27 protein-coding genes are annotated in these 24,349 nt (G+C 73.6%); 14 read left to right on the plus strand and 13 right to left on the minus strand.

Annotated elements, in window-relative coordinates:
• Position 1: 1 nt before the first annotated feature.
• The 6 genes from AB0883_RS14525 to AB0883_RS14550 all read right to left on the minus strand — a co-directional run bounded on the left by AB0883_RS14525 (position 2) and on the right by AB0883_RS14550 (position 6,390).
• Complete coding sequence (locus AB0883_RS14525; RefSeq protein WP_366641748.1) at positions 2-391, minus strand: hypothetical protein; 390 nt, start codon at positions 389-391, stop codon at positions 2-4.
• A gap of 274 nt (positions 392-665) precedes the next feature.
• On the minus strand, positions 666-1,316 hold the full coding sequence (locus AB0883_RS14530; RefSeq protein ID WP_366641589.1) for a DUF5701 family protein: 651 nt from the start codon (positions 1,314-1,316) through the stop codon (positions 666-668).
• Between the two features lie 258 nt (positions 1,317-1,574).
• On the minus strand, positions 1,575-2,336 hold the full coding sequence (locus AB0883_RS14535) for a LytTR family DNA-binding domain-containing protein (RefSeq protein ID WP_366641750.1): 762 nt from the start codon (positions 2,334-2,336) through the stop codon (positions 1,575-1,577).
• 67 nt (positions 2,337-2,403) lie between these two features.
• Positions 2,404-3,654 carry a histidine kinase gene (locus AB0883_RS14540; RefSeq protein ID WP_366641590.1) on the minus strand — a complete coding sequence of 417 codons (1,251 nt, stop codon included), beginning with the start codon at positions 3,652-3,654 and terminating at the stop codon, positions 2,404-2,406.
• A 39-nt stretch (positions 3,655-3,693) separates the two neighbouring features.
• A complete protein-coding gene (locus tag AB0883_RS14545; RefSeq protein WP_366641751.1) occupies positions 3,694-5,265 on the minus strand; it encodes a sugar transferase in 1,572 nt (523 codons plus the stop codon).
• Positions 5,266-5,529: 264 nt separating this feature from the next.
• The gene (locus tag AB0883_RS14550) at positions 5,530-6,390 is read right to left on the minus strand and encodes a DNA-formamidopyrimidine glycosylase family protein (protein ID WP_366641591.1); all 861 of its coding nucleotides are present in this window, start codon (positions 6,388-6,390) and stop codon (positions 5,530-5,532) included.
• A 24-nt stretch (positions 6,391-6,414) separates the two neighbouring features.
• On the opposite strand from AB0883_RS14550, the gene AB0883_RS14555 reads away from it, so the two are divergent.
• The 3 genes from AB0883_RS14555 to AB0883_RS14565 all read left to right on the plus strand — a co-directional run bounded on the left by AB0883_RS14555 (position 6,415) and on the right by AB0883_RS14565 (position 8,412).
• Entirely contained in the window at positions 6,415-7,674 is a 1,260-nt protein-coding gene (locus tag AB0883_RS14555; protein ID WP_366641592.1) for a glycosyltransferase, read from the plus strand.
• 64 nt (positions 7,675-7,738) lie between these two features.
• Positions 7,739-8,023: a type II toxin-antitoxin system Phd/YefM family antitoxin gene (locus tag AB0883_RS14560; protein ID WP_366641593.1), complete on the plus strand. Its 285-nt coding sequence runs from the start codon at positions 7,739-7,741 to the stop codon at positions 8,021-8,023.
• Positions 8,020-8,412: a type II toxin-antitoxin system VapC family toxin gene (locus tag AB0883_RS14565; protein WP_366641594.1), complete on the plus strand. Its 393-nt coding sequence runs from the start codon at positions 8,020-8,022 to the stop codon at positions 8,410-8,412. The genes AB0883_RS14560 and AB0883_RS14565 overlap by 4 nt, the downstream gene beginning before the upstream one ends.
• 125 nt (positions 8,413-8,537) lie before the next feature.
• Here AB0883_RS14565 and AB0883_RS14570 read toward each other — a convergent pair whose 3' ends face one another.
• From AB0883_RS14570 to AB0883_RS14590, 5 genes are all read right to left on the minus strand, one after another.
• Positions 8,538-9,260: a CDP-alcohol phosphatidyltransferase family protein gene (locus tag AB0883_RS14570; RefSeq protein ID WP_366641595.1), complete on the minus strand. Its 723-nt coding sequence runs from the start codon at positions 9,258-9,260 to the stop codon at positions 8,538-8,540.
• Positions 9,235-10,302 carry an iron-containing alcohol dehydrogenase family protein gene (locus AB0883_RS14575; RefSeq protein ID WP_366641596.1) on the minus strand — a complete coding sequence of 356 codons (1,068 nt, stop codon included), beginning with the start codon at positions 10,300-10,302 and terminating at the stop codon, positions 9,235-9,237. The genes AB0883_RS14570 and AB0883_RS14575 overlap by 26 nt, the downstream gene beginning before the upstream one ends.
• Entirely contained in the window at positions 10,290-11,021 is a 732-nt protein-coding gene (locus tag AB0883_RS14580; protein WP_121397507.1) for a phosphocholine cytidylyltransferase family protein, read from the minus strand. Before AB0883_RS14580 ends, AB0883_RS14575 begins: the two co-directional genes overlap by 13 nt.
• A gap of 79 nt (positions 11,022-11,100) precedes the next feature.
• Positions 11,101-11,871: a hypothetical protein gene (locus AB0883_RS14585; protein WP_366641597.1), complete on the minus strand. Its 771-nt coding sequence runs from the start codon at positions 11,869-11,871 to the stop codon at positions 11,101-11,103.
• Positions 11,868-12,317: an NUDIX domain-containing protein gene (locus AB0883_RS14590; RefSeq protein WP_366641598.1), complete on the minus strand. Its 450-nt coding sequence runs from the start codon at positions 12,315-12,317 to the stop codon at positions 11,868-11,870. The genes AB0883_RS14585 and AB0883_RS14590 overlap by 4 nt, the downstream gene beginning before the upstream one ends.
• Before the next feature lie 115 nt (positions 12,318-12,432).
• Here AB0883_RS14590 and AB0883_RS14595 point away from each other — a divergent pair, with 115 nt between their 5' ends.
• The 4 genes from AB0883_RS14595 (at position 12,433) to corA (ending at position 16,071) form a co-directional block, all read left to right on the plus strand.
• The gene (locus AB0883_RS14595; protein WP_366641599.1) at positions 12,433-12,825 is read left to right on the plus strand and encodes a CBS domain-containing protein; all 393 of its coding nucleotides are present in this window, start codon (positions 12,433-12,435) and stop codon (positions 12,823-12,825) included.
• Between the two features lie 91 nt (positions 12,826-12,916).
• Positions 12,917-13,300: a nuclear transport factor 2 family protein gene (locus tag AB0883_RS14600; RefSeq protein ID WP_366641600.1), complete on the plus strand. Its 384-nt coding sequence runs from the start codon at positions 12,917-12,919 to the stop codon at positions 13,298-13,300.
• A gap of 180 nt (positions 13,301-13,480) precedes the next feature.
• Positions 13,481-14,575 (plus strand): PLP-dependent aminotransferase family protein, encoded by a 1,095-nt coding sequence (locus AB0883_RS14605; RefSeq protein ID WP_366641601.1) that lies wholly within the window; start codon positions 13,481-13,483, stop codon positions 14,573-14,575.
• Positions 14,576-14,931: 356 nt separating this feature from the next.
• On the plus strand, positions 14,932-16,071 hold the full coding sequence (gene corA / locus AB0883_RS14610; RefSeq protein WP_366641752.1) for a magnesium/cobalt transporter CorA: 1,140 nt from the start codon (positions 14,932-14,934) through the stop codon (positions 16,069-16,071).
• 118 nt (positions 16,072-16,189) lie between these two features.
• Here the strand turns inward: corA and AB0883_RS14615 are convergent, their stop codons facing one another.
• Positions 16,190-17,005 (minus strand): hypothetical protein, encoded by an 816-nt coding sequence (locus tag AB0883_RS14615; protein ID WP_366641602.1) that lies wholly within the window; start codon positions 17,003-17,005, stop codon positions 16,190-16,192.
• An 84-nt stretch (positions 17,006-17,089) separates the two neighbouring features.
• Here AB0883_RS14615 and AB0883_RS14620 point away from each other — a divergent pair, with 84 nt between their 5' ends.
• Positions 17,090-17,620, plus strand: a complete 531-nt coding sequence (locus AB0883_RS14620; RefSeq protein WP_121397514.1) for a peptidylprolyl isomerase — start codon at positions 17,090-17,092, stop codon at positions 17,618-17,620.
• 94 nt (positions 17,621-17,714) lie between these two features.
• A complete protein-coding gene (locus tag AB0883_RS14625) occupies positions 17,715-18,629 on the plus strand; it encodes a rhomboid family intramembrane serine protease (protein WP_366641603.1) in 915 nt (304 codons plus the stop codon).
• A gap of 73 nt (positions 18,630-18,702) precedes the next feature.
• On the opposite strand, the gene AB0883_RS14630 is transcribed toward AB0883_RS14625, so the two are convergent.
• Positions 18,703-19,131: a PH domain-containing protein gene (locus AB0883_RS14630; protein WP_366641604.1), complete on the minus strand. Its 429-nt coding sequence runs from the start codon at positions 19,129-19,131 to the stop codon at positions 18,703-18,705.
• Positions 19,132-19,219: 88 nt separating this feature from the next.
• Between AB0883_RS14630 and AB0883_RS14635 the strand changes: the two genes are divergently transcribed.
• The 5 genes from AB0883_RS14635 to AB0883_RS14655 all read left to right on the plus strand — a co-directional run bounded on the left by AB0883_RS14635 (position 19,220) and on the right by AB0883_RS14655 (position 24,341).
• Positions 19,220-20,392 (plus strand): acetyl-CoA C-acyltransferase, encoded by a 1,173-nt coding sequence (locus tag AB0883_RS14635; RefSeq protein WP_366641605.1) that lies wholly within the window; start codon positions 19,220-19,222, stop codon positions 20,390-20,392.
• A 52-nt stretch (positions 20,393-20,444) separates the two neighbouring features.
• Positions 20,445-21,443, plus strand: coding sequence for a phosphotransferase (locus AB0883_RS14640; RefSeq protein WP_366641606.1), 999 nt, complete (start codon positions 20,445-20,447; stop codon positions 21,441-21,443).
• A gap of 210 nt (positions 21,444-21,653) precedes the next feature.
• Positions 21,654-22,166: a hypothetical protein gene (locus AB0883_RS14645; protein ID WP_121397519.1), complete on the plus strand. Its 513-nt coding sequence runs from the start codon at positions 21,654-21,656 to the stop codon at positions 22,164-22,166.
• A gap of 68 nt (positions 22,167-22,234) precedes the next feature.
• Positions 22,235-22,927: a response regulator transcription factor gene (locus AB0883_RS14650; RefSeq protein ID WP_366641607.1), complete on the plus strand. Its 693-nt coding sequence runs from the start codon at positions 22,235-22,237 to the stop codon at positions 22,925-22,927.
• Positions 22,920-24,341 (plus strand): HAMP domain-containing sensor histidine kinase, encoded by a 1,422-nt coding sequence (locus tag AB0883_RS14655; protein ID WP_366641608.1) that lies wholly within the window; start codon positions 22,920-22,922, stop codon positions 24,339-24,341. Before AB0883_RS14650 ends, AB0883_RS14655 begins: the two co-directional genes overlap by 8 nt.
• Positions 24,342-24,349: the final 8 nt, after the last annotated feature.

Consider the following 24,349-nt stretch of genomic DNA (forward strand, 5'->3'; position numbering starts at 1 on the left):
CTCAGCGCTCCGGCCGCTGGACCAGGTCGGTGAAGTCCTGCTCGTTGCGCTCGGCCAGCCGCACGTACGCCCAGCCGACGGCGATCAGGAACGGGAACGACGCCACCCCGAGCAGCAGCCAGGGCAGGTTGACGCCGAGCACGGTGACCCGGCCGAGGGCGGGCGCGACGGCGAAGAGCCACGGCAGCCCGCCGAGCCCGATCGCCACCACCAGGGAGAGCCGCAGGGCCAGCGCGAACTGGGCGCGGACCAGCCCTCGGACGAGCGCGTCGCCGACCCGGGTCTGCTGGGCCAACTCGGCGCGGGTGCGTTCCGCCCGGTCCTCGCGGCGGGACACCTCGGCCAGCACGATCCGGGTCCGGGGCTGGGGTGGCGTGGGACGCCCCGGCACCCCGGGCCGGCCCGCGTGCCCGGGCGCTGCGGACCCGCCCTGCCGGGGCGCGGGGACGGGATCGTCGGCAGCGGCCACCCCGGCAGTCTCGCCCGATCGCCGCGATTGTCAAGGGCTCCCGTTGGCGTCGCGCCCGCCGCCGGCCGCCCGGGCGGAGCCGTCCACACCGGGCTGTGGACAACCTGTGGAGAACGGGTCACCCCTGTGGATAACCTCGTGGACATCGCGGCGGGGACGGCCGGGGCGTCAGCTCCCCGGCCGTCCCCGCGACCGCTCAGGGCAGGCCGATGCGCTCCGGGCGGGCGGAGGCGGAGCCGAGCCAGGTGTGCGGGTTGCCGTACCAGCACCAGCCGAGCTTCGGCGCGCCCTGGCTGATCCAGAGCGCCGGCACCCGCTTGTCGCCACAGCGGGAGCCGACCAGCGAGAAGCACTTGTTCTTCGCCAGCGCCTCCGGGTGCAGGGTGACGAAGGCGAGGCCCTCGTCGATGGTGAGCGGCAGCCGGCCCTGGCCGGTGATCACCTCCATGGCGGCGGCGGGCGCCAGGTTCAGCGTCTCCTCGCCCCGGTCGACGTCGAAGAGCAGGTACGCCGGCCCGGCCGGCACCTCCAGCTCCTTGATCGGGTCGAACTTCGGCAGGTCGCCCTCGGCGTAGTGCCGGTCGACGATGCCCGGCTTCCGCTTGCCGGCCAGGGTGGTCAGCGCGACGCGCTCCTCCACCGGCACCAGGTCGCGGGTGACCACCAGCAGGAAGGGCACCCGCCCCTCGGCCGGGGCGGGCAGGCCGGCCGACCCGGCGACGGCCGCGGCGCGCAGCGGCGCGACCAGGTCACGGAAGGCGTCCTCGGTCAGCTCGGCGAGGGCCGGGTAGCCCAGCTCCACCAGCCGGTCGAGCTGGCGGTCGAATTCGGTCGCGGCGTCGGACAAGGCGGCCTCCTTTTGTCGTACGGAGTACCGTACAGCGTACGCCGAAGCGCACGTATTCCCGACCGGAAGGAAATCTGACGACGACCTACCGGGACATCCCCGCCGCTACGCGTCACCACACCCGGCCAGGAGCACCCGGCCCAACCGTGATCAGGACCTCATGGACCTCACGACGGCCCGGTGAGGTCCATGAGTTCCTGATCACCAAGGATGCTCGCGCGGGGGGGTGCAGCACGTGCCGAGGGCGCGCGGGCCGGGTCAGCGGTTCCAGTCCTGCTTCGCCGCGCGGACCAGCTTGTCCTTCAGCTCGCGGGTGTGCCGGCGGCTGACCGGCAGCTCCGTCGAGTCGACCACCACCACGTACCCCGAGTTCACCAGCCGCAGTTCGGCGATCAGCTTGAGCTGCACCAGGTACGACCGGTGGATCCGGACGAATCCGGCGTCCGCCCAGCGCTCCGCGAGGGTCGCCAGCGACACCCGGACCAGGTGTGAGCCGTCGGCGGTGTGCAGCCGCGCGTAGTCGCCCTGCGCCTCCACCCACCGCACCGCCGAGCGGGGCAGCATCCGCGTGGTGCCGGCCAGCTCGATGGGGATGGTCGGATCCTCCTCCGCCCGGGCCAGCGCCGCCGGGTGTGACGGCACCACCCGGGCGCCGATCACCCGGCGCAGCGACTCGGCGAGCCGCTCGGCGCGTACGGGCTTGCGGACGTAGTCGGTGGCGCCCAGGTCGAACGCGTCCACCGCCCCGTCGTCGTACGCGGTGACGAACACGATCGCCGGCGGCCGGGCGAAGCGGCGCAACACCCGGGCCAGCTCCATACCGTCCAGGCCGGGCATCCGGATGTCGAGGAAGACCACGTCCACGTCGCCGTCGCGGAGCACCCGCAGCGCCTCCGTCGCGTCGCCCGCCGTGTGCAGCCGGGCCACCCTGGGATCGGCCCGCAGGTGGTACGCCAACTCGTCCAGCGCCGGCGGCTCGTCGTCGACGGCCAGCACCCGCAGGAAACCCGCCGCGCTCACCACGCCGCTCACGGTGCCACCCTTGTACGCGGCTGCGGGGCTCGCAGACCCGGCTCACTCCTCGCGCTCACGAGCCGGCCCGTACGCCCGGGTGGAACTTCGGCACCCGCATGCTCACCTTCGTACCCGAGCCGAGGCCCGTCTCGACGACCAGGCCGAAGCCGTCCCCGAAGACCGACCGGAGCCGCTCGTCGACGTTGGAGAGCCCGACGTGCTGGCCCGGGTCGTCTCCGACGCCGGCCAGCGCGGCGTCGCCCGGGCCCCCGGCGGCGCCGGCCAGCTCGGCGATGCCGGCGGTCAGCGTGGTCGGATCCATCCCCACTCCGTCGTCCTCCACCGTGATGTGACACTCGGTGCCCGCGTCCCGGGCCTCGATGCTCACCATGCCCGTGCCCGGCTTGCGGGACAACCCGTGCCGGACGGCGTTCTCCACCAGCGGTTGCAGGCAGAGGAAGGGCAGCGTCACGGGCAGCACCTCCGGGGCGATCTGGAGGCGCACCTGGAGCCGGTCGCCGAACCGGGCCCGCTCGATGGTCAGGTAGCGGTCGATCGAGCGCAGCTCCTCGGCCAGCGTGGTGAACTCGCCGTGCGCCCGGAACGAGTACCGGGTGAACTCGGCGAACTCCAGGATCAGCTCCCGGGCCCGGTCCGGGTCGGTGCGGACGAACGAGCCGATCGCGGTCAGCGCGTTGTAGATGAAGTGCGGGCTGATCTGCGCCCGCAGGGCGCGTACCTCGGCGCGGGCCAGCCGCTCCCGCGAGGAGTCCAGCTCGGCCAGGGCGAGCTGGTTGCCGGCCCAGTGCGCCGTCTCCAGGGTGGCCTGCACCAGGCCCGGCTCCGGCTGGCCGTCGGCGACCGCGATCAGCACCCCGACCCCGCGCCCGTCCGCGCCGGTCAGCGGGGCGACCACCGCGCCGCGTACCGGGCAGTCGACCCGGTCGCAGTGCAGCTCCGGCTCGCCGAGGACCGTCGAGCGGCCCGTCGCCACCGCCCGCCGGGCCGCCGCGACCAGTTGGGCGTGGTGGTGCCCACCCCGCCCGTCGAGGGCGAGCAGGCCCTCCCGGTCCGTCAGCGCCAGCCCGGCCGCCCCCACCAGCGCCCGCAGATGGCGTACGGCCTTCGCCGCGTTCGCGGCGCTCAGGCCCGCCCGCAGCGGCTCGGCGGCCAGCCCGGCGGTGTGCAGCACCTCGTACGTCGCCCGCTGGGTGGCCGTGGCGATGCCCCGCCGCGCGCGCAGCCGGACCACCGCGAACAGGGCCGCACCCAGCGCGGCGATCAGCGAGACGACGCCGAAGACGCCCGAGAGGTTGCCACCCACGCAGCGATCCTGGCCCCTGCCGGCCCGCACGCCAAGGGGTCAGTACGCGCCCTTGCGGGCGAGCACCACCCCGACGGTGCGCCACAGGATGCTCAGGTCGTACGCCAGCGACCAGTTGTCGACGTAGTAGAGGTCGAGCCGGACCGCCTCGTCCCAGGACAGGTCGGAGCGGCCGGAGACCTGCCACAGCCCCGTCATGCCCGGCCGGACCAGCAGCCGGCGGCGCACGTCGCCCAGGAAGTCGCCGTCGTCGGCGGGCAGCGGGCGCGGCCCGACCAGCGACATCTCGCCCTTCAGCACGTTGATCAGCTGTGGCAGCTCGTCCAGCGACGAGGCCCGCAGGAAGCGGCCCACCGGGAAGACCCGGGGATCCTGCTTCATCTTGAACAGCATGCCGTCGGTCTCGTTCCGGTCGACCAGGCTGGCCAGCCGGTCCTCCGCGTCCACATACATGGTGCGGAACTTCCAGACCCGGAAGGTGCGGCCCTCGTGGCCGACCCGGGGCTGGCGGAAGAAGACCGGGCCGGGGTCGGAGAGCCGGATCGCGATCGCGATGGCCAGGAAGACGGGGGCCAGCAGCAGCAGGCCGACCCCGGCGGCCACCCGGTCCATCAGGTTCTTGGCCAGCAGCGCCGGGCCGGAGAGGGTCGGCTCCTCGACGTGCAGCAGCGGCAGGCCCTCGATCGGCCGGATGTGCACCCGGGGCCCGGCGATGTCGGTCAGCTGCGGGGCGACGACCAGGTCGACGCCCGAACCCTCCAGCTGCCAGGCCAGCCGGCGCAGCTCGCCCGGCTCGGAGCTCGCCGAGCCGCAGACCGCGATCGTGTCGCCGCCGACCTCGCGGACGAGGGCGAGGACGTCGCGGCCCGCGTACACGGGGACCGGGGTCTCGATGCCCTTGGCCGCCGCGTAGCCGTCGGTGATGTGGATGGCGACCGGCATCAGCCCGGCGGCCGGGTTGCGGGTGACCGCGGTGTAGACCTCCAGGCACTCCGGCAGGGTGCCGATCAGCACCATCCGGTGACCGGCCTGGCTGATGTTGCGCCGGACCACGTGCAGCACGAAGCGGCAGAGCATCCGGTTCAGCAGGATCAGCAGCAGCGCCGCGAGCAGGGCGGTGCCGACCGTGTAGCGGGACAGGTCGGTCTTGGTGGCGAAGGCGAGGAAGGACACCGTCGCGGCGACCGCGACGCCGGCCCGGATCACCCGCTTGTACTCGTCCGGGCCCAGGCCGAGGTAGCGCCGGTCGTAGGCCCGGTTGGCCCAGAGGCTGACGAGCCAGCCGAGCGGCAGGAGCACGAACGCCACCGTGTGGAACCACGTCGGGTCCTGTTCGGCGTTGTAGAAGCCCGCCCGCGACTGGTCGAACGTCTCGATGGCGATCAGGCTGGCGACCGCGGCGGCTGCGAAGTCGAGCAGCAGCAGGAGTGTGATGTAGGGGCGGTGCCAGCGTGACACGCGACGGCGGGCCCGAGCCCACGCGGACCGGGGTACGCCGTTGTGGGACGGCGGTGCCGGCGGCTGGATCTCGAAGCTGTCGACGTGCCGCACGAGTTTGCTCCGGCCTGTGTTGGTTACCGGGCGCTGGAGGCTTGTCGTCACCTCACCCATGTCCTCCCGCATGACACGAGCCGCTCACTCACCGTGAGGGCTCGGTCGCCCACCGTCCCAGTCTCCCACGCGGGCGCCAACCCGTGCGCTGACCCGAGGGACAACGCGACGGTGTGGTGCCGCCGGGCGTCTGGCCGGCTCCGCGCCATTTCAGAAGCCGGGGACCGAGCCACTATACCGATGGATGACGGGCCCGGTAGAGCCGCAACTCAGACCTTCGGCGCGGGATGGCCGATTCCGTTCCGTAGTCGGCAGTGTCGTCACTCACCGTACGAGTCGCGACAACCGGCGGTCAGCGAGCGGCTTCCCGCCGGTCTGGCAGGTCGCGCAGTACTGGAGGCTGGAATCGGCGAACGAGACCTCGCGGACGGCGTCGCCACAGACCGGGCAGGGCAGCCCCGTCCGGGCGTGCACCTTCAGCCCCGAGCGCTTCTCGCCCTTCAGCTCGGCCGCCTTCTGCCCGACCGACCGGCGCACCGCGTCGCCGAGCACCTCCCGCGTCGCCGCGTGCAGGGTCGCCAGCTGGTCGTCGGTCAGCCGGTTGGTCAGCGCGAACGGGGACAGCTTCGCCGCGTGCAGGATCTCGTCGGAGTACGCGTTGCCCACGCCGGAGAGCACCGTCTGGTCGGTGAGCACCCCCTTGACCTGGCCCTTGCGGCTGCGCATGCGCTCGGTGAAGGTGCCCAGCTCGGTGGCGAGCGCGTCGGGGCCGAGCCGGGCCACCCCGGGCACCGCCTGCGGGTCGGTGACCAGGTAGACGGCGAGGCTCTTCTGGGTGCCGGCCTCGGTCAGGTCGAAGCCCGAGCCGTCGTCGAGGCGTGCCCGCAGCGCGATCGGTCCCTTGCCGGGGCGCAGCGGGGCGGCGGACGGAAACGCCTCCCGGTAGTGCAGCCAGCCTGCCCGGGCCAGGTGGACCACCAGGTGCAGCTCGCCGTCGAGCACCACGTCGAGGAACTTGCCGTGCCGGCGGGCGTCCGTCACGGTCCGCCCGGCGGCGGCGGTCGGCGCCGGGTCGTACGTCTTCAGGGCGCTGATCGCGGCGACCTCCAACCGGTCGACGCGCCGCCCCACCGCGCGCTCACGCAGGTATTCCGCGAGCGCCTCAACCTCCGGTAGTTCGGGCACCAGCCAACGGTAGCCTTCTTTCCCGTGAGAATCGTGGTGGCGCACAACCGGTACCGGGAGGCTCAGCCCTCCGGTGAGAACACGATCGTCGACGCGGAGATCGCCCAGCTCACCGCGGCCGGGGTGGAGGTGCTGCCGTTCATCCGTAGCTCGGACGAGATCCCGTCGATGTCGAAGTCGGCCAAGGCGCTGCTGCCGATCTCGCCGATCTGGGCGCCCCGCGCGCAGGAGGACCTGAGCCGGCTCATCGCCGAGCACCGGCCGGACGTGCTGCACCTGCACAACCCGTACCCCCTGATCTCGCCCTGGATCGTGCGGACCGCGCACCGGCACGGCGTGCCGGTGGTGCAGACGGTGCACAACTACCGTCAGGTCTGCTCCTCGGGGCTCTACTTCCGCGACGGGATGATCTGCCAGGACTGCCGGGGCCGGGCCCTGGGGGTGCCGGCGATCGTGCACCGCTGCTACCGGGGCTCGCGGGCGCAGAGCGCCCTGATGGCGACCACACTGGCCGTGCACCGGGGCACCTGGCGCTCGGTGGACCGCTTCGTCGCGCTCACCTCGGCGGTCGCCGACCACCTGCGCGACTACGGCATCCCGGCGGAGCGGATCGTGGTCAAGCCGAACGGAATCCCCGACCCGGGGGCGCCCGCGCCGCTCGGCGACGGCTTCCTCTACATGGCCCGGCTCTCCCCGGAGAAGGGGCTGGACCTGCTGCTGGACGCCTGGCGGCGGCACCCGGACGGGGCGCTCGGCCCACTGCGCATCGCGGGCGACGGCGAGTTGCGCCCGCTGGCCGAGGCCGCCGCCGCCGAGCGCGCCGACGTGACCTACCTCGGGCCGCTGGACCGCGCCGGGGTGCGCGCCGCGATCGAGGCCAGCGCGGTGATCATCGCCGCCTCCACCTGGCACGACGTGCTGCCCACGGTGATCATCGAGGCGCTGGCCGCCGGCCGGCCGGTGCTCGGCACCGCCCTCGGCGGCATCCCGTACCTGCTCGGCGCGGACGGCCCGCGCGAACCCGTCGGCACCGGCCCGGCCGCCGTCGCCACGGCCGCCCCGGGAGAGAGCCGCGTCGCGCTGCCCGCCGGTGTGGAGGAGGGCGAGGCGGGCTGGGTGGTGGCCCCCGAGCCGGCCGCCATGGCCGCCGCACTGCCGGTGGCCCGGGCCGGGGCCGCGACGCTGGCCCCGGCGGCCCGCGCCCGCTACGAGCGCACGTTCCACCCCGATGTGGTCACCAAGCGCCTCCTCGACATCTACGCCGACGTGGCGCGCCGCCACTGACCGGCCCGCCGCGAGAACCTCTGTAGGTACAATCGCGGTGTTGTCGGCACAAGGAGGTGTGGGCGTGAGCACCGTGTCGGTTCGCGAGTTCTCCTACAACCCCAGCGCGATGTTCGCCCGGGTTGAGCAGGGGGAGACGATCGAGGTCACGCGGCACGGCAGTGTGATCGCCGTGCTGCTGCCGGGTTCGGGGACGCTCAGCAGATACGCCACACTAGTGGCCAAAGGGACTATCCGCCTCAAGTCAACCACCACGAGCGACATCCACCGGCTCCCCCGTTACGACGTACCGCCCGATGTGTCGCCTCTTGATCTGCTGCTGAGCGACCGCGAGGACGATGAGCGGTGATCTACCTGGACTCGTCCGCCTTGATCACATTGATTGCCGGCCGCACCCACGCCACGGAACTGCAGGACTTCCTGGACAGCCGGGTCGGCATGCCGATGGGAACCAGCTCCGTCGGATTCGTCGAGACGGTGCGCACGCTCGACCGGATCGGCGACTATCCGGACGCCATGGATATGTTGGCCCGAAACTTCACCGAGATCCTCTTGACCGAGGAGGTCCGGAACTCGGCAGCGGCTCTCCCCACCGGCATCCGGACGCTGGACGCGCTGCACGTGGCGAGTGCCCAGGCTCTTGGCGACGCGCTCGACGTGCTGGTCACGTACGACAAGCGCATGTCGGACATCGCAGCACAGGTGGGCTTGCCGGTCGCGGCGCCCGGCGCCGACTGAGCCACCTCATCATCGGCTGGGTAGCGGAATCGGCGGAGATCTTGGCAGGAATCGGCCCCCGCAGGGGCCATTTCTCACCAAGATCTCCCGCGCGGCAGTTGCGACGTCAGACCGGGGCCGGGGGGTCAGCGCAGGGAGGCGCGGGCGGAGAAGGCGATGCTGGCGAGCAGGAAGCCGCCGTTGACGATCGTGAACGCCACCATCACCCAGAGGACCAGGGCGGGGGCGAAGGCCAGCACCAGGCCGGCGGCGAAGATCACCGCGCCGTAGTCGCGGACCAGCTTCACGAGGCGTACGGGCAGCGAGGTCGAGGTGACCATGCTGGCGGCGTTCGGACCGGCCTGCATCACGGAGGTGACCAGGTTGACCATCCAGGTGCCGGCGAAGATCGCGACCAGCCAGCTCGGCGTCGACGGCTCCTGCGCCACGGCCGTGGCCGACAGGGCGGCGACCAGGGCGATCTGGGCGGCCACGTCGCAGAGCACGTCGACCCGGGCGCCCGCAGCGCTGCCCTGACCCGTCACCCGGGCGAGCTGACCGTCGGCGCAGTCCAGTGCGTACGCCACCTGCCAGCCGACCAGCGCGAGCAGCCCGACGGCCCAGGCCGGCACCTCACCGGCGGCGACCCGCCCGGCGAGCGCGACCACGGTGACCGAGGTGGCCAGGCCGAGCACCAGGTTGGCGATGGTCAGCGCGGTCGGGCGCAGCCCGAGGCGCTGGGCGACGAGCGCGAAGACCGCGCCCAGCCACTGGCTGATCGATTCGCTGAACAGGCCGCCGCCCCGGTTGACCCGGTGGAAGTCGGCGACGGTGGGACGGGGCTCAGCCAAGGTGGTCGCGGATTGCACCGGCGTAGTCTGCCAGCCGCTCCCGCGTCTCGGTAGGCGACATCGCCAGGTGTTCGAGGATCGTGTAGCGGTCCGGCCGGGTCCGGGGCGCGAACTGCACGGCATCGACGAACTGCTCGTCGGTCAGGCCCAGGTCGCCCGGCGTCGTGGCGAGGCCGTGCCGGTGCAGGCAGCTTGCGAGCCGACCGAACCGCTCGGTGTCCCCCCGCAGGAACGTGCAGAAGAGGGCACCGAGCCCCACCTGCTCCCCGTGCGCGGCGGTGCCGGGGTGGAGCCGGTCGATCGCGTGCGAGATCTCGTGGTCGCCGCCGCTGGCGGGGCGCGTCGACCCGCACACCGAGCTGGCGATGCCGCCCAGGATCAGCGCCTCGGCCAGCGTGGTGAGGAAGCCGTCGTCGGTGATCTTGCCGGGGTGGTTGAGCAGCGCCTCGGCGCCCGTCCTGGCCAGCGTCACCGCGAGCCCGTCGATGGGTTCGCCGCGCACCTCGTGGGCCAGCTCCCAGTCGGCGCAGGCGTTCAGGTTGCTCACCGCGTCGCCGATGCCGGCCTGGGTCTGCCGGTCCGGGCCGTTCTCGACGAAGTCGAGGTCGACGATGACCGCGATCGGGATGTGCACCCCGTAGGAGCCCTTGCCGCCCTCGTGGTCGAGCGAGGCGGTCGGGGAGGCGATGCCGTCGTTGGCCAGGCTGGTCGCCACCGTCACCATCGGGATCCCGTAGCGGGTGGCCGCGTACTTGGCGGTGTCGATGGTCTTGCCACCGCCGATGCCCACCACGGCGTCGTAGTGGCGGCGGCGCAGCCGGTCACCGAGATCGTTCGCCGCGTCGATGGTGCCGCCGACGACAGTGAAGACGTCGGCCGCGCCGAGCGACGGCCGGCACAGCTCGACGATCCGTTCACCCTGCCCGGGGCCGACCACGACGGCCACGTCCCCACCGGCCGAGATCCGCCGGTCGGCCAGCAGCGGCCCGAGGTCGGCCACCGCACCCCGCCGGACCTCGATCACGAGCGGGGTGTTGACCGTACGGGCTAGTAGCGGCACGCGATCTCCCGCGCCCGGGCCAGGTCGGCGTGGTTGTCGACCTCGACCCAGAGGACGTCGCCGATCGGCGCCGCCCGCACCTCCCCGCCCCGGTCGGCGAACTCCTGGTAGCCGTCCTCGTAGTAGAGGTTCGGGTCACGCCGCCACGTGGCCTCCAGCGCGTCGGCGAGGGCGTCGGCCACCTGCGGCTCGATCAGCGTCGCGCCGATGTACTCCCCGTACGCCTCACCCGGGTCCATGATCTTCGTGATGCGGGTGAGCTGGCCGGCGGCGTCGAAGGTGGTCTTCATCTCCTCCTCGGCCAGCGGCTTGATGGTGTCGACGGCGAGCAGGATGCCCGGGCCGCGCTCGGCCAGCAGGGTCTTCTCCACGCTCACCGGGTGCACGGTGTCGCCGTTGACCAGCAGCACGCCCCGGGCGAAGTGCTCACGGGCCAGCCACAGGGAGTAGGCGTTGTTCCACTCCTCGGCCTTGTCGTTGTGCACCAGGGTGAGCGTGACGCCGTACTTCTTCTCCAGCTCCGCCTGGCGGGAGACGACCGCGTCGGCAGCGTAGCCGACCACGATCACGATGTCGGTGAGCCCCACCTCGGCCAGGTTGCGCAGCGAGATGTCCAGGATGGTGGTGTCGCCGTCCACCGGCACCAACGCCTTGGGCAGGGTGTCGGTGTACGGGCGCAGCCGGCGCCCCGCCCCGGCTGCCAGCACCATCCCGATCATTGAGGCGTCCTCCCTCGTACGACTCCCGGTCACCGCTGGAGGATAGCCCCGCGTGGCGGCACCGCTGCGGCCAACCGGGTCAGCCGGGCAGCGCCGCCAGGTCCGCCAGCACCTCCAGCCGCTCCTGAGCACTCAGCACGGCGTACGGGGCGGCGGCCCGCCGGTCGGTCTCCAGCTCGATGGCGAGCTGCTCCGGGCCGGGCGGCAGGGCGGCGGCGCTCGCCGCGCTGTGCCCGGCGGCGGTCCACGCGGCGGCGTGCGCGTCGGCCCGGTGGTAGCGCATCGTGCCGAGCCGGTTCAGCAGCAGCACGCCGGGCGGGGTGCCGTCCGGCTCGTACGGCGGCGCCGTCGCGGCGAACGCGGCACCGGGCTCGGCGCCCGGTTCGTCGGCCAGCACCAGCGCGCACGTGAGCACCCGGCCGAACGCCTCCACCAGCCGCAGCACGCGGTCCTCGTGCCCCGCCCACAGTTCCTCGGTGACCTCCGCGTGCACCTGCCAGATCTCGGCGAGGAAGGCCAGTCCGCGCTCGGTGGCGGACAGCTCGCCCTCTGAGCTGCGGTGGATCATCCCGTACGCCACCTGCTTGTCCAGGGCCCGCCGGCACTCGACCGGGTCCCGGTAGCGGGTGACCGCCGCGAAGCCGGCCTCGTCGACCGTCCCGCCCGGCGCCGCGAGGCGGGTGCGGAACTCCAGCAGGAAGCCGGTCGCGGCCGGCCCGCCGTACCGCTGGCTCAGCTCGGCGCCGCCGCCGTCGCGGCCGGCGAGGATGCCGGCGACGAACGTCCGGTCGACCGCCGGGGCGACCAGGCCGGCGAACCGGTGCGGCGCCAGCTCGACGGTGTCGTTCACAGACCTATCGAACGCAGGGCGGCGAAGCCTTCGTCCGCGATCCGCCGGATGAGGCCGTCGTTGACGTCGCGGTGCTCGTCGAGCAGGTCCAGCTCGTCGGCGGCGAGCCACCGGAACTCGGTGTGCTTGCCCACCTCAAGCGTCGGCCGGGTCAGGTCGCCGTCGACCCGGACCAGCCAGTCGCGCTCGACCCTGGCCAGGCCGTCGTCGGCGACGTAGTGGTGTTCCCCGACCTGGCCGAGCACGTGCGACACCGTCCAGCCGGTCTCCTCGGTCACCTCCCGGCGCAGCGCGTCCATCCAGTCCTCGCCCGGTTCCAGATGACCGCCGACGATGTCCCAGCAGTTGGGAAAGATGCGCCGGTGGGGAGACCGTCGCTGGATGAAGAGTCGACCGTCGTCGTCGACGATCAGCGCGCCGGCGCAGCGCAGAGGCTCGGTGGACACGCCACGACAGTAGCGAGCGGTGGCGCGTTCCGGCGACGGCCGGTCTTGTCCGCGGCAGCGCCCGGGCGCACCATGTCCCCTACCGGGTGCCACCGTCCCACAGGGGTGATGCGTGATGCAGGTTCGGGAAGCGATGTCCAGCGAGGTTCTCGTGGTCGGCCCGGAGCACACGCTCCGCCAGGCGGCCCGGATGATGTCGGCCCGCGGTGTCGGGTCGGCGGTCGTGATCGACCCGGACTCCGAGGGGGTCGGCATCATGACCGAACGCGACGTGCTCAGGGCCATCGGGGCCGACCTCGACTGCGACGTCGAGCGGACGGCCGCCCACCTGACCTGGGACGTGGTCTACGCCGGGCCGGAGTGGACGGTGGAGGAGGCGGCGGCGGCCATGGCCCGGGGCGGCTTCCGGCACCTCGTGGTGCTCGACGGGCGCGAGGTGGCCGGGGTGATCTCCGTCCGGGACATCATGCGGGTCTGGGCGGAGAGCCGGATGGCCGAGTCGACCTGAGCCGCCGCTCGGCGGAGGGTGTGGCGGGCCGATCGACGGGTAAGGATCCGGTGTGGGCGCGGACGGGCCGTGACCCGCGACGGAGGTCCTCATGCGTGGCGCGGATCGGCTGGTCGAGCAGCAGTACGCGATGCTCCTGCGGCGGGACGTGGCCCGGCTGCCGGACCTCTACGCGACCGACGCCTTCTACTCGATGCCCGGCGTCACGGTGCGCCCGATCGAGTTGCCCGCCCTGCTGCGCACCTGGACCGGCGCCTTCCCGGACCTGTCCGTCGACCCGCTCGGGTCGGTGCAGACGGCCGGTGGCGCGGCCGTCGAGCAGCGGCTGACCGGCACCCACACCGGGGTGCTGCACACCCCGTTCGGCACCGTCGCGCCGACCGGTCGGCTGGTGAGCTGGGACGTGGTGGCGTCGTCCGGGTCCGGCGTGGCCGGATCGCGGCCTGGCGGTCCTACTTCGACTGGGGGCAGCTGATCGCGGCGCTCGGCCTGCACGTGGACGGGCTCTCCCGCGAGGCGCAGCACGACCCGCTCGGCCTTCCGGTCTGACCTGCCGCCGACCGGTCGACGCCGGTCACCCGTCCCGGTGGCTCAGGATGCGGACATCGCCGTGCCTTCCGCACGCACCCCGTCGGCTTCCGTACGCTGAACAGCCATGACCGCCGAGCAGCTGATCTCCTTCGCCCGTGGCGCTCCCTCACTGGACATCGTCGATGTCGAGGGGCTCAAGGCCGCCGCCGTCCGCGCCTTCGACGCCGACCCCGCCGGGGTGACCGCGTACGGCACCTCCGTCGGCTACCTTCCGCTGCGGAAGTGGATCGCCGAGAAGCACGGGGTCTCCGCCGACCAGGTGCTGATCACCAACGGGTCGTTGCAGGCGGACGCCTTCCTCTTCGACCACCTGGTCCGCCCCGGTGACGCGGTGGTGGTGGAGCGCCCGACGTACGACCGGACGCTGCTCAACCTCCAGCGGATGGGCAGCGAGCTGCACGGCGTCTCCGTCCAGCCGGACGGGCTCGACACCGCCGAGCTGCGCAAGCTGCTGGAGTCCGGGGTGCGTCCCCGGCTGGCGCACGTCATCCCGAACTACCAGAACCCGGCCGGCGTGACCCTGAGCCTGGAGAAGCGCCGGGAGCTGCTCGACCTCGCCGCCGAGTACGAGTTCACGATCTTCGAGGACGACCCGTACGCCGACATCCGGTTCCGGGGCGAGGCGCTGCCGTCGATGCTCTCGCTGGACACCCGGGGCGTCGTGGTGCACGCCTCCAGCTTCACCAAGACGGTCTGCCCGGGCGTGCGGGTCGGCTACCTGGTCGGTCCGGCGGACCTGATCGGCGACATCGCGAAGAAGGCGACCAGCCTCTACATCTCGCCGGGCATGGTCTCCGAGGCGATCGTGCACCAGTTCTGCGTCTCCGGCGACATCGAGCGCTCCATCGAGACCGTGCGCGCCGCGCTCGGCGAGCGGGCCCGGGTGCTGGCCGAGTCCCTGCGCCGGCACATCCCGGAGGCCCGCTTCGTGGAGCCGGACGGCGGCTACTTCCTCTGGGTCGAGCTGCCCGAGGACGTGGAGGTCGACCGGCTCGCCCCGGCCGCCGCCGAGCGCGGGGTCGCCGTGGTCAAGGGCAGCGACTTCGTCGTCGACGGCGGGCGGCACGCCCTGCGGCTGGCGTACTCGGCGGTGACCGCGGACCGCATCGACGAGGGCGTGCGGCGCCTGGCGGAGGCCATGGCGGCCGTACGGAGCTGAATTTCTGTCAGATTTCTGACAGTTGGACGATCGTGGCCGCCCCGGGACTCCCGCCGGGGCGGCCGACGGCCCACAATGCTGCGAGCGTCACTCACCACGTGTAGCGGAGTTCACCGCCCGGTTCCGGCCCCGCCGTGCCCGGCGACGAGCCCGGGTCGGCCCGGCCGGCGGCACGTGGGGCGGCGCGACCAGCACAACCCCCGCCCCCAAAAGGGCGTCGGGTGGGCCGTGTCGTCCCCTCACCCCCCTGATGCGACCCGGCCCACCCGGCGCCACCATCCCGGCGATCGTCACCGGCGGTGATCATCCACGGCGGCGTACTGTTCACCGGCGGCGGCGCATGGGGAGGGGGCATGATGACGGACCGGGAACGGACGACCGCGTCGAACGGCGGACGGGTGCTCAGGCCCCGGGACTGGGTGGCGCCGGTGCGGGCGATGACCCGCCGGCTCAACTCCGACAACCCCCAGCAGCCGTCCCCGCCGGCCGGCCCGCAGCGCAACGCGGTGGTCGACTGCGCCCTCTACGTCGACGGCCGCCGGCAGCCGGGCGACTGGCAGTACGCCGAGGCCCTCGACGCGGCCCGCCGCGAGGAGCATGGCTTCGTCTGGCTCGGCCTGCACGAGCCGGAGCTGGCCGAGATGACCGCAATCGCCGCCACGTACGGGCTGCACGAACTGGCCGTCGAGGACGCGGTGAAGGCGCAGCAGCGCCCCAAGCTGGAGCAGTTCGGCGAGGTCAGCTTCCTGGTGCTGCGGACCGCCCGGTACTGCGAGCACGCCGAGCTGACCGAGCACTCCGAGGTCGTCGAGACCGGCCAGGTGATGCTCTTCATCGGCCCGAACTTCCTGATCAGCGTGCGGCACGGGGACGCCTGCCGGCTGGCCCCCGTCCGCGCCGACCTGGAGACGAAGCAGGACCTGCTGCTCCAGGGGCCCTGGGCGGTGGCGTACGCGGTCACCGACCGGGTGGTGGACATCTACCTGGAGGTCGCCGACCGGCTGGAGGACGACCTCGACACGCTGGAGGCCGACGTGTTCGACCGCCAGTCCACCGGCCGGATCCAGCGGATCTACCAGATGAAGCGGGAACTGGTGGAGTTCAAGCGGGCGGTGATGCCGTTGCAGCGTCCGCTGCTGACCCTCACCGCGCAGATGAACCGCGACGTGCCGAAGGAGATCCGCCGCTACTTCCGTGACGTGCAGGACCACCTGAGCCGCACCGTCGAGCAGGTCAACTCCTACGACGACCTGCTCAACTCCATCCTCCAGGCGCGGCTGGCCCAGGTCACGGTCGACCAGAACAACGACATGCGCAAGATCGCGGCGTGGGCCGCCATCGCCGCCGTGTGGACCGCCATCGCCGGCATCTACGGGATGAACTTCGAGGTCATGCCGGAGCTCAAGATGACGTACGGCTATCCCGTCGTGCTCGCCCTGATGCTCGCGATCTCGCTGGCCCTCTACCGCTGGTTCCGCCGCAACGGCTGGCTCTGACTGCCCGAGCCTGACGCACAGCCTGCCGCCGCCTGACCCGCGGCTTCCGCCGGACGCGGAAGCGCCGGCGGGGCGGCGGGAGCCGCTTCGCCGGCGCTTTCCGTGACCGACAGAGGTGTCAGCGGCGGCCGTTGGTCTTGGCGCTGCCCTTGCCGAGCGCCTCGGTCAGGTCGTCCGCCGGACGGCCCGAGGTGTCCTTGGCGCCCTCGGCCACCGACGGGACCTTGTCCGTCGCGTGGACCGTCGGCTGCTTGCCGGGGGTGCTGGTGGAGGCGCTGTCGCCGCCGGCCACCGCCGAGCTGCCGGCGCCGGTCGGACCGCCCGCCACGCCCGAACCGCCCGACATCGTCGAGGCGTCGGCCACCGGGGTGCGGATCTCCATGGTCTCCACCTCGTCCCGCATCGGCTCCAGCGTGCGGGTCGGGTCGTACTCGGCCCACTCCTGCTGCTCCCGGCGCCGCCGCATCGCCACCGCGGCGACCCCGGCCACCGCGCCGGCCGCGAGCAGACCGGTCATCATGGACCCGCCCCGCCGGGAGTTCTTCTTCCGGGAAGCCTTCATGTTCTTCGCCTTGACCTTCCTGCCGGCCGCGACCTGCTTGGCTGCCAGGGCCTTGCGGCCGGTGACCGCCTTGCCCGCCGCCTCGGCCTGCGCCCTGCGGACGGCCAGGGCCAGCGGCGCGAGCGCGGCGACCGTGGACGCGAGGCCGCTGGACGCGCGGTCGCGCACGATGACGGCCGTCGGCGCGACCGCGCCCCGGGCCGCCTGGACCCGCGGGGCGACGGTGGCGCCGGCACCCTTCGCGGCGTACGTCGCGGCCTGCCTCAGGTGACCGAGGCCCTGGTTCAGCTCCACCTTGGCCAGCTGCCCCTGGGTCTTACGCCGCCCGATTCCAAACACGGTCCCACCTCCTGGGAGTTGTTCCTTCGTCATCCTCCACCTTCGGATGCCTCCGCACTGCCAGATCGGGCACATGGGAGGATCCGCATGGAACTGACCAACGAGTGAGGAGTACCCGTGGCCGAGGCTGTCTACGCCACCTTGCACACCAACGCTGGCCCGATCCGGCTGGAGCTCTTCCAGAACCACGCCCCGAAGACCGTCAAGAACTTCGTCGACCTGGCGGAGGGCAACCGCGAATACACCGACCCGCGTACGGGTCAGCCGGGCAGCGGGCCGTACTACGACGGCACCATCTCGCACCGGGTGATCAGCGGCTTCATGATCCAGATGGGCGACCCGACCGGCACCGGCCGCGGTGGCCCGGGTTACAAGTTCGGTGACGAGTTTCACCCGGAGCTGCGCTTCGACCAGCCGTACCTGCTGGCGATGGCGAACGCCGGGCCGGGCACCAACGGCTCGCAGTTCTTCATCACCGTCTCGCCGACGCCGCACCTGAACAACCGGCACACCATCTTCGGGAAGGTGGCCGACGAGCAGTCCGCGAAGGTCGTCGACACGATCGCCAACACGCCGACCGGTCCGAACGACCGGCCGTTGCAGGACGTCGTCATCGAGCGGGTCGAGATCGAGCGGACCGCTGCCTGAGTGGTCCGCGAGGTACCTTTGCCGGCATGACTGAGCGCTCCGAGGGCCGGGACCGGTTGGTGGGCCGCACGCTCCGCGACGGCGGGCGGGCGCGGTGAGCGAGTCGCCACCCACCACCCCGGTCTGCTACCGGCACCCCGGCCGGGAGACGTACGTGCGGTGCACCCGCTGCGACCGGCCGATCTGCCCGGACTGCATGCGGGAGGCGTCGGTCGGGTTCCAGTGCCCGGAGTGCGTGGCGGAGGGACGTCGTAGCGTGCGGCCGGCGCGTACCGCCTTCGGTGGTGGTACCGCCGGCCGGCACGGTTACGTCACCAAGGCGCTGATCGCGCTCAACGTGCTGCTGATGCTGCTCTCCATCGCCTCGGACCGGGGCGGGGACGCGGCGGTCGGCGGCTCCGGCTTCGGCGGCCTGATGGGCGGCAGCACCCCGCTGACCGACTGGGGTTCCGTGCTCGGCGGCGCGATCTTCCCGGACGGCACGGTCGGCGGCATCGCCGAGGGCGAGTGGTACCGCCTGGTCACCGCGATGTTCCTGCACTACGGCGTGGTCCACCTGCTGCTGAACATGTGGGCGCTGTGGGTGCTCGGGCGGTCGCTGGAGGCCAGCCTCGGGCCGCTGCGTTTCCTGGCGCTCTACCTGGTCGCCGGGCTGGGCGGGAACGTCGCCGCCTATCTGTTCAGCGCGGAGAACCAGCTCACCGCCGGCGCCTCCACGTCGATCTTCGGCCTGTTCGCCGCGCTGGTGGTCATCGAACGGAAGATGGGCCGGGACATCTCCCAGGTGCTCCCCGTCCTGGTGATCAACCTGGTCTTCACGTTCACCGTGCCGGGCATCTCGATCCCCGGGCACCTGGGGGGCCTGGTGGTCGGCGCGCTGCTGGCGCTCGTGTTCGCGTACGCCCCGAGGTCGCGCCGGTCGCTGGTGCAGCTCGCGGGCGTCGCGGTGATCGTGGCGGCGCTGATCGGTCTGGCCCTGGTCCGTACCGCGGCCATCGTCGGCGGCTGACCTCCCGCCTGGTCCCCGCCTTCCGGGCGCGGGCCGGCCGGGGCCACCGCCGCGACCCGGTGCGCGGGCCCGCTCAGTGCGGGCGGGCCTCGTGCAGGGCCTCGGCCACCTCGGCGGGATCCGCGCCGAGGTCGTGGCGGCCGAAGAGGTGCAGCGACTCCCCCGCGTCGATCTCCAGCAGCTCGCTGGTCAGGCCCCGCCGCGCGCGGCGGTCCACGGTCACCTTCTCGATGGCCGACCAGGGCAGCCGCCGGTGCCCGGCGAAGCCCCGGACGACGGTGATCCCGTCCGGGTCGACGGCGAGCCGGACGGGCGCGATCAGGTCCCGCGCGGCCCAGCCGGCGAGCGCGGCGGCGGTGAGCACGGCCAGCGCCAACCGGATCGGGTCGCCCCCGTCGAGGAGCAGGGCCAGCGCGAGCAGCGCGACCGCGCCGGTCAGCTTGAGCGCCGGCAGGGTGGGCGGCACCCGCCACTGCCGGGTCGGGGCCGGGTCGGGAGACATCCGTTCAGCATGCCAGGGCACCGGGGGAGGACGCCCGGCCCGCCGACGACGTAGGATCGGGGCCGGCCCAAGTTACCGGGGAGTAGTCATGAGTGACGCAGTCATCGTCGGCGCGGTACGCACCCCGGTGGGGCGGCGCAAGGGCAGCCTGGCCACCGTGCACCCGGTCGATCTCTCGGCGCACGTGCTGCGCGCCCTCGCCGAGCGCACCGGCATCGACCCGGCCCAGGTCGACGACGTGGTCTGGGGCTGCGTCTCCCAGGTCGGCGACCAGTCGTGGAACGTCGCCCGCAACGGCGTGCTCGCCGCCGGCTGGCCCGAGTCGGTGCCCGGCACCACGCTCGACCGGCAGTGCGGCTCCAGCCAGCAGGCCCTGCACTTCGCCGCCGCCACCGTCCTCTCCGGCCAGGCCGACCTGGTCGTCGCCGGTGGCGTCGAGTCGATGACCCGGGTCGCGATGGGCTCCAGCGTGGCCGGCGGGTCGCCCTTCAGCGACCAGCTGCGCGACCGCTACCGCGGCGTCGAGGGCTTCGCCGACGACGCGCCGCTGCCGTTCAACCAGGGTGTCGGGGCGGAGCTGATCGCCGAGCGCTGGCGCCTGTCCCGCACGCAGCTCGACGAGTTCGCCCTCGCCAGCCACGAGAAGGCCGCCGCCGCGCAGGACGCCGGCGCCTTCGACGCCGAGATCGCCCCGGTCGCCCTGGCGGACGGCGGCAAGTTCGCCGCCGACGAGGGCATCCGGCGGGACACCTCGCTGGAGAAGCTCGGCGAGCTGGCCACCCCGTTCCGCGCCGACGGGGTCGTCACCGCCGGCTCCGCGTCGCAGATCTCCGACGGCGCGGCGGCGCTCGCCGTCACCACCAGCGAGTGGGCCAGCCGGCACGGCCTGCGCCCGCTGGCGCGCGTGCACACCGCCGTCGTCGCCGCCGACGACCCCGTCACCATGCTCACCGCGCCCATCCCGGCCACCGCGAAAGCGCTGCGCCGCGCGGGGCTGGGCATCGAGGAGATCGGGGTGTACGAGGTGAACGAGGCGTTCGCGCCGGTGCCGCTGGCCTGGCTGGCGGAGACCGAGGCGGACCCGGAGCGGCTCAACCCGCGCGGCGGCGCGATCGCCCTCGGCCACCCCCTCGGCGGGTCCGGCGCCCGGATCATGTGCACCATGCTCGCCCACATGCGGGACAACGACATCCGCTACGGCCTCCAGACGATGTGCGAGGGCGGCGGCATGGCCAACGCGACGATCGTCGAGCTGCTGTAGCGGGCGGGAAAACTCCTGGCCCCGTGGCGGGGCGGCGGCTAGGTTGCCGGGCGTGACCGACGCCGCCGCCCGCACCGACTGGGCCGACCCGCACTGGCGGGAGACCGCCCTCGACTGGATCGGCGAGCGGCTCGGTCGGCACGGCCGCCGGGTCGTCGGGCCGGTCGAGCCACGGGTCCGGCCCTGGTCGCTGGTCTGGCGGGTGCCGACCGACGCCGGGGACGTCTGGTTCAAGGCGAACAACCCCGGCACCCGGCACGAGGCCGCGCTGCTGGCCGCGTTGGCCCGCCTCGCCCCCGAGCGGGTGCTCGACCCGGTCGCCGTGGACGCCGAGCGCGGCTGGTCCCTGCTGCCCGACGGCGGCCGGACGCTGCGCGACGCGCTGGGCGGCGACCGGAGCCTGCTGAGCCGCTGGGAGCGGGTCCTGCCCGAGTACGCCCATCTCCAGCGCGCGGTCGCCTCCCGGGCCGGCGAACTGCTCGCCCTCGGCGTACCCGACCACCGGCCGGAGGTACTGCCGGAGCTGTTCGAGGCGCTGCTGGACGACGAGGAGTCGCTGCTGCTCGGGGCGGAAGGCGGGCTCACCGTCGAGGCGTACGGGCGGCTGCGCGCCCACCGGTCCGCCTTCGCCGAGGACTGCCGGCGACTGGCCGCGTCGGGTCTCGCGCCGACCGTCCAGCACGACGACCTGCACGACGGCAACGTGTTCGTGGCCGGCGACGGGCACCGCTTCTTCGACTGGGGCGACGCCTCGGTGGCCCACCCGTTCGGCACCCTGCTGGTGACGCTCAACTCGGTCGCGGACGCGTTCGGGCTGCCCGACGGCGACCCGGCGCTGGCGCGGCTGCGCGACGCCTACCTGGAGCCGTGGTCGGACGGGCACGACCCGGCGACGCTGCGCGAGACGGCCCGCCTGGCCGTCCGCGTCACCCGGGTCAGCCGGGCGCTCTCCTGGCGTCGCGCCCTCCCGATCGCCGACCCGACCCGCGCCGAGTACGCCGCCGCGGTGCCCGGCTGGTTGCAGGAACTGTTCGCGCCGGACCCGGTCTGAGCCGCCCCGACGGCTCGGCCCGTCCCGTCTCGACCCAGACGGCCCGGCCCGGCCAGCCATCGGCCCGGCCCGCCATCGGCCCGGCGACGCTCGGCCGGTCCCGCCGTGGCCGGCGCCGAAGCCGGACGTGCGGTGCGACGCGCGCGCGTGGAAGTTCCAAAATTCCGGCGTGACCCACGTCACCCCAGGTCGCGCCTCGTTGGGCAGGGCATGGACGTCTTCTCCCGAACGTTCCTCCCGGCCGCCTCCGAGGCCGGGCTGGCGGTGCAGACCGTCACCCGGCACATGCCGGTCTTCCGACGCTGCGTCGGCTCCGGCGACGCCACCATCCTCGTCACCCGGTGCGCCCGGCCGGACCGCCCGATGGCCGGCGAGTACCTGCTCCTGCTGACCCACCGACGGCTGGTCGTCACCCAGCAGACCCGCGTGCTGCACCGGCTGCGCCTGCACCTCAACACGGAACTGCGGGAACTCAGCAACGTCACCTGGAGCCCCGACCCGCGCCTGCAGTCGGTCGAGATGGCCGCCACCGCGATCGACGGGATCCGCGAGCGGTTCCTCATCCGCACCCGCCACCCGAAGCAGGTGTGGCAGCTCGACGCCCTGCTCAACCACGCGTTCCGGACCCGGCTGCGGACGCCCCGGGAGCGGCTCGTCGCCACCATCGGCGAGGCCCCGCCGGTCGCGCGGCCCGTCGCCTTCCGCCCCGCCGTGGTGCGCTGACCGTCTTCTTACCGAACCCGAACATCCGCTGACCGTCGCGGCGGCACCCGGTCGGCCATCATGGGCCGGTGACCGTCGACGCCGCGCCCCGCGGGCTCGTCCTCGTGGTGGAGGACGAGCCGGCCATCGCCGACCTGGTCCGGCTCTACCTGACCCGGGACGGCTTCGGCGTACACCTGGAACGGGACGGGGCGGCCGGGTTGGCCGCCGCCCGCCGCCTGCGCCCGGTGGCCTGCGTCCTCGACATCGCGCTGCCCGCCCTGACCGGCACCGAGGTCTGCCGGCGCCTGCGCGAGGCCGGCGACTGGACGCCGGTCATCTTCCTCACCGCCCGCGACGACGAGGTGGACCGCGTCGTCGGGCTGGAACTGGGGGCGGACGACTACGTCACCAAGCCGTTCAGCCCCCGCGAACTGGTCGCCCGGGTGCGGGCGGTGCTGCGACGCACCGCCGGGACGCCCGAGGGCACGGGCCTGCCCCGGGTCGTCGGCGCGGTGGCCCTCGACCCGACCCGCCGGACGGTGACCGCCGCGGGCACCCCGGTCCAGCTCACCTCCACCGAGTTCGACCTGCTGGCGCACCTGATGGCCCGACCGGGCCGGGTCTTCACCAGGGAGGAGCTGCTCGCCGGGGTCTGGGGGTACGCGGCGCACGCCGGAACCCGGACCGTCGACGTGCACGTCGCGCAGGTCCGGGCGAAGCTGGGCACGGCCGGCGTGATCCGCACCCACCGGGGCGTCGGGTACTCCGCCGATGGCTGAGCCGACCGTCGCGCCGCCGCCGGCGCCGCGGCACCGTCCCGGCCGGACGCTGACGTCCCGCGCGGTGCTGGTCACCTGCGCGGTCGCCCTGGTCTCGGTGCTGGTCACCGCGATCGTCGCGGTGCCCCTGGCGGTACGCGGCGTGGAACGACGCGACCAGGAGGCGCTGGCCGCCCAGGCCCGGCTCGCGGCCGCGGTGCTGCGTCCCCGGCTGGAGACCGGGCGCACCGCCGACGAGGAGCGGATCGTCCGGCAGCTGAACGCCCAGGGCGTCGACGCGTACCTCGTCCGGGGCGGGGTGGCCGAGCGCCCCGGCCTGCCGCCGCGGGTGGTCCGGCGCGTCGCCGAGGGGCGCAACGTGTCGACCCGCCGTCCGCTTGACGGGCGGCGCACGCTGATCGAGGGACGTGCCCTGCCCGGCGGCAACGGGGTGGTGCTGATCCGCTCCCAGCCCACCGCGCCGTGGCGGCAGGTGGTGCCCAGCCTCTGGCTGCCGCTGCTGGCCGGCCTCGCCGCCGGGGTGGTCGCCGGGCTGCTGCTCGCCCGCCGGCTGGCCCGACCGATCCGGCGCGCCGCCGACGCCGCCGCCCGGCTGCGCGCCGGGGACCGGGCGGTACGCGTGCCGGTGGAGCCGCCCGACGAGGTGGCCGACCTGGCGTACGCGCTGAACGGGCTGGCCGCCGCGCTGGCCACGAGCGAGGGCCGGCAGCGGGAGTTCCTGCTCTCCGTCTCGCACGAGCTGCGCACCCCGTTGACCGCGATCCGGGGCTACGCCGAGGCACTGGCCGACGGGGTGATCGAGCCGGCGGACGCGCCCGGCGCGGGTCGTACCGTGCTCGCGGAGGCGCAGCACCTGGACCGGCTGGTCAGCGACCTGCTGGCGTTGGCCCGGCTGGAGGCCGCCGACTTCCCGCTCGAACCGGTGCCGGTGGACCTCGCCCGGCTGGCCGCCGACGCGGGCCGGACCTGGGCCGACCGGTGCGCGAAGGTGGGGGTGCCGTTCCGCGCGGAGGTCCCGGACGCGCCGGTGCCGGCGTACACCGATCCGGGGCGCATCCGGCAGGTGGTGGACGGGCTGCTGGAGAACGCGCTGCGGGTCGTACCGCCGGGGGCGCCGATCGTGCTCGCGGTCCGGGCGGCCGGCGCGGACCCGCTGGCGGGCGGCGTCGTCGAGGTCCGCGACGGCGGACCGGGCTTCACCGACGACGACCTGGCGGTCGCCTTCGAGCGCGGCGCCCTGCACCAGCGCTACCGGGGGGTGCGCAAGGTCGGCAGCGGGCTGGGGCTGGCGCTCGCCGCCGGCCTGGTCCGCCGGCTCGGCGGGGAGATCGCGGCCGGGCACGCGCCGGAGGGCGGCGCGGCGTTCACCGTCCGGCTGCCGCCGGATCCTTACCTGACCCGAACATCGGTCTGACCCTCCGC

Source organism: Micromonospora sp. NPDC047812 (assembly GCF_040704175.1).
Classification (GTDB): Bacteria; Actinomycetota; Actinomycetes; order Mycobacteriales; family Micromonosporaceae; genus Micromonospora.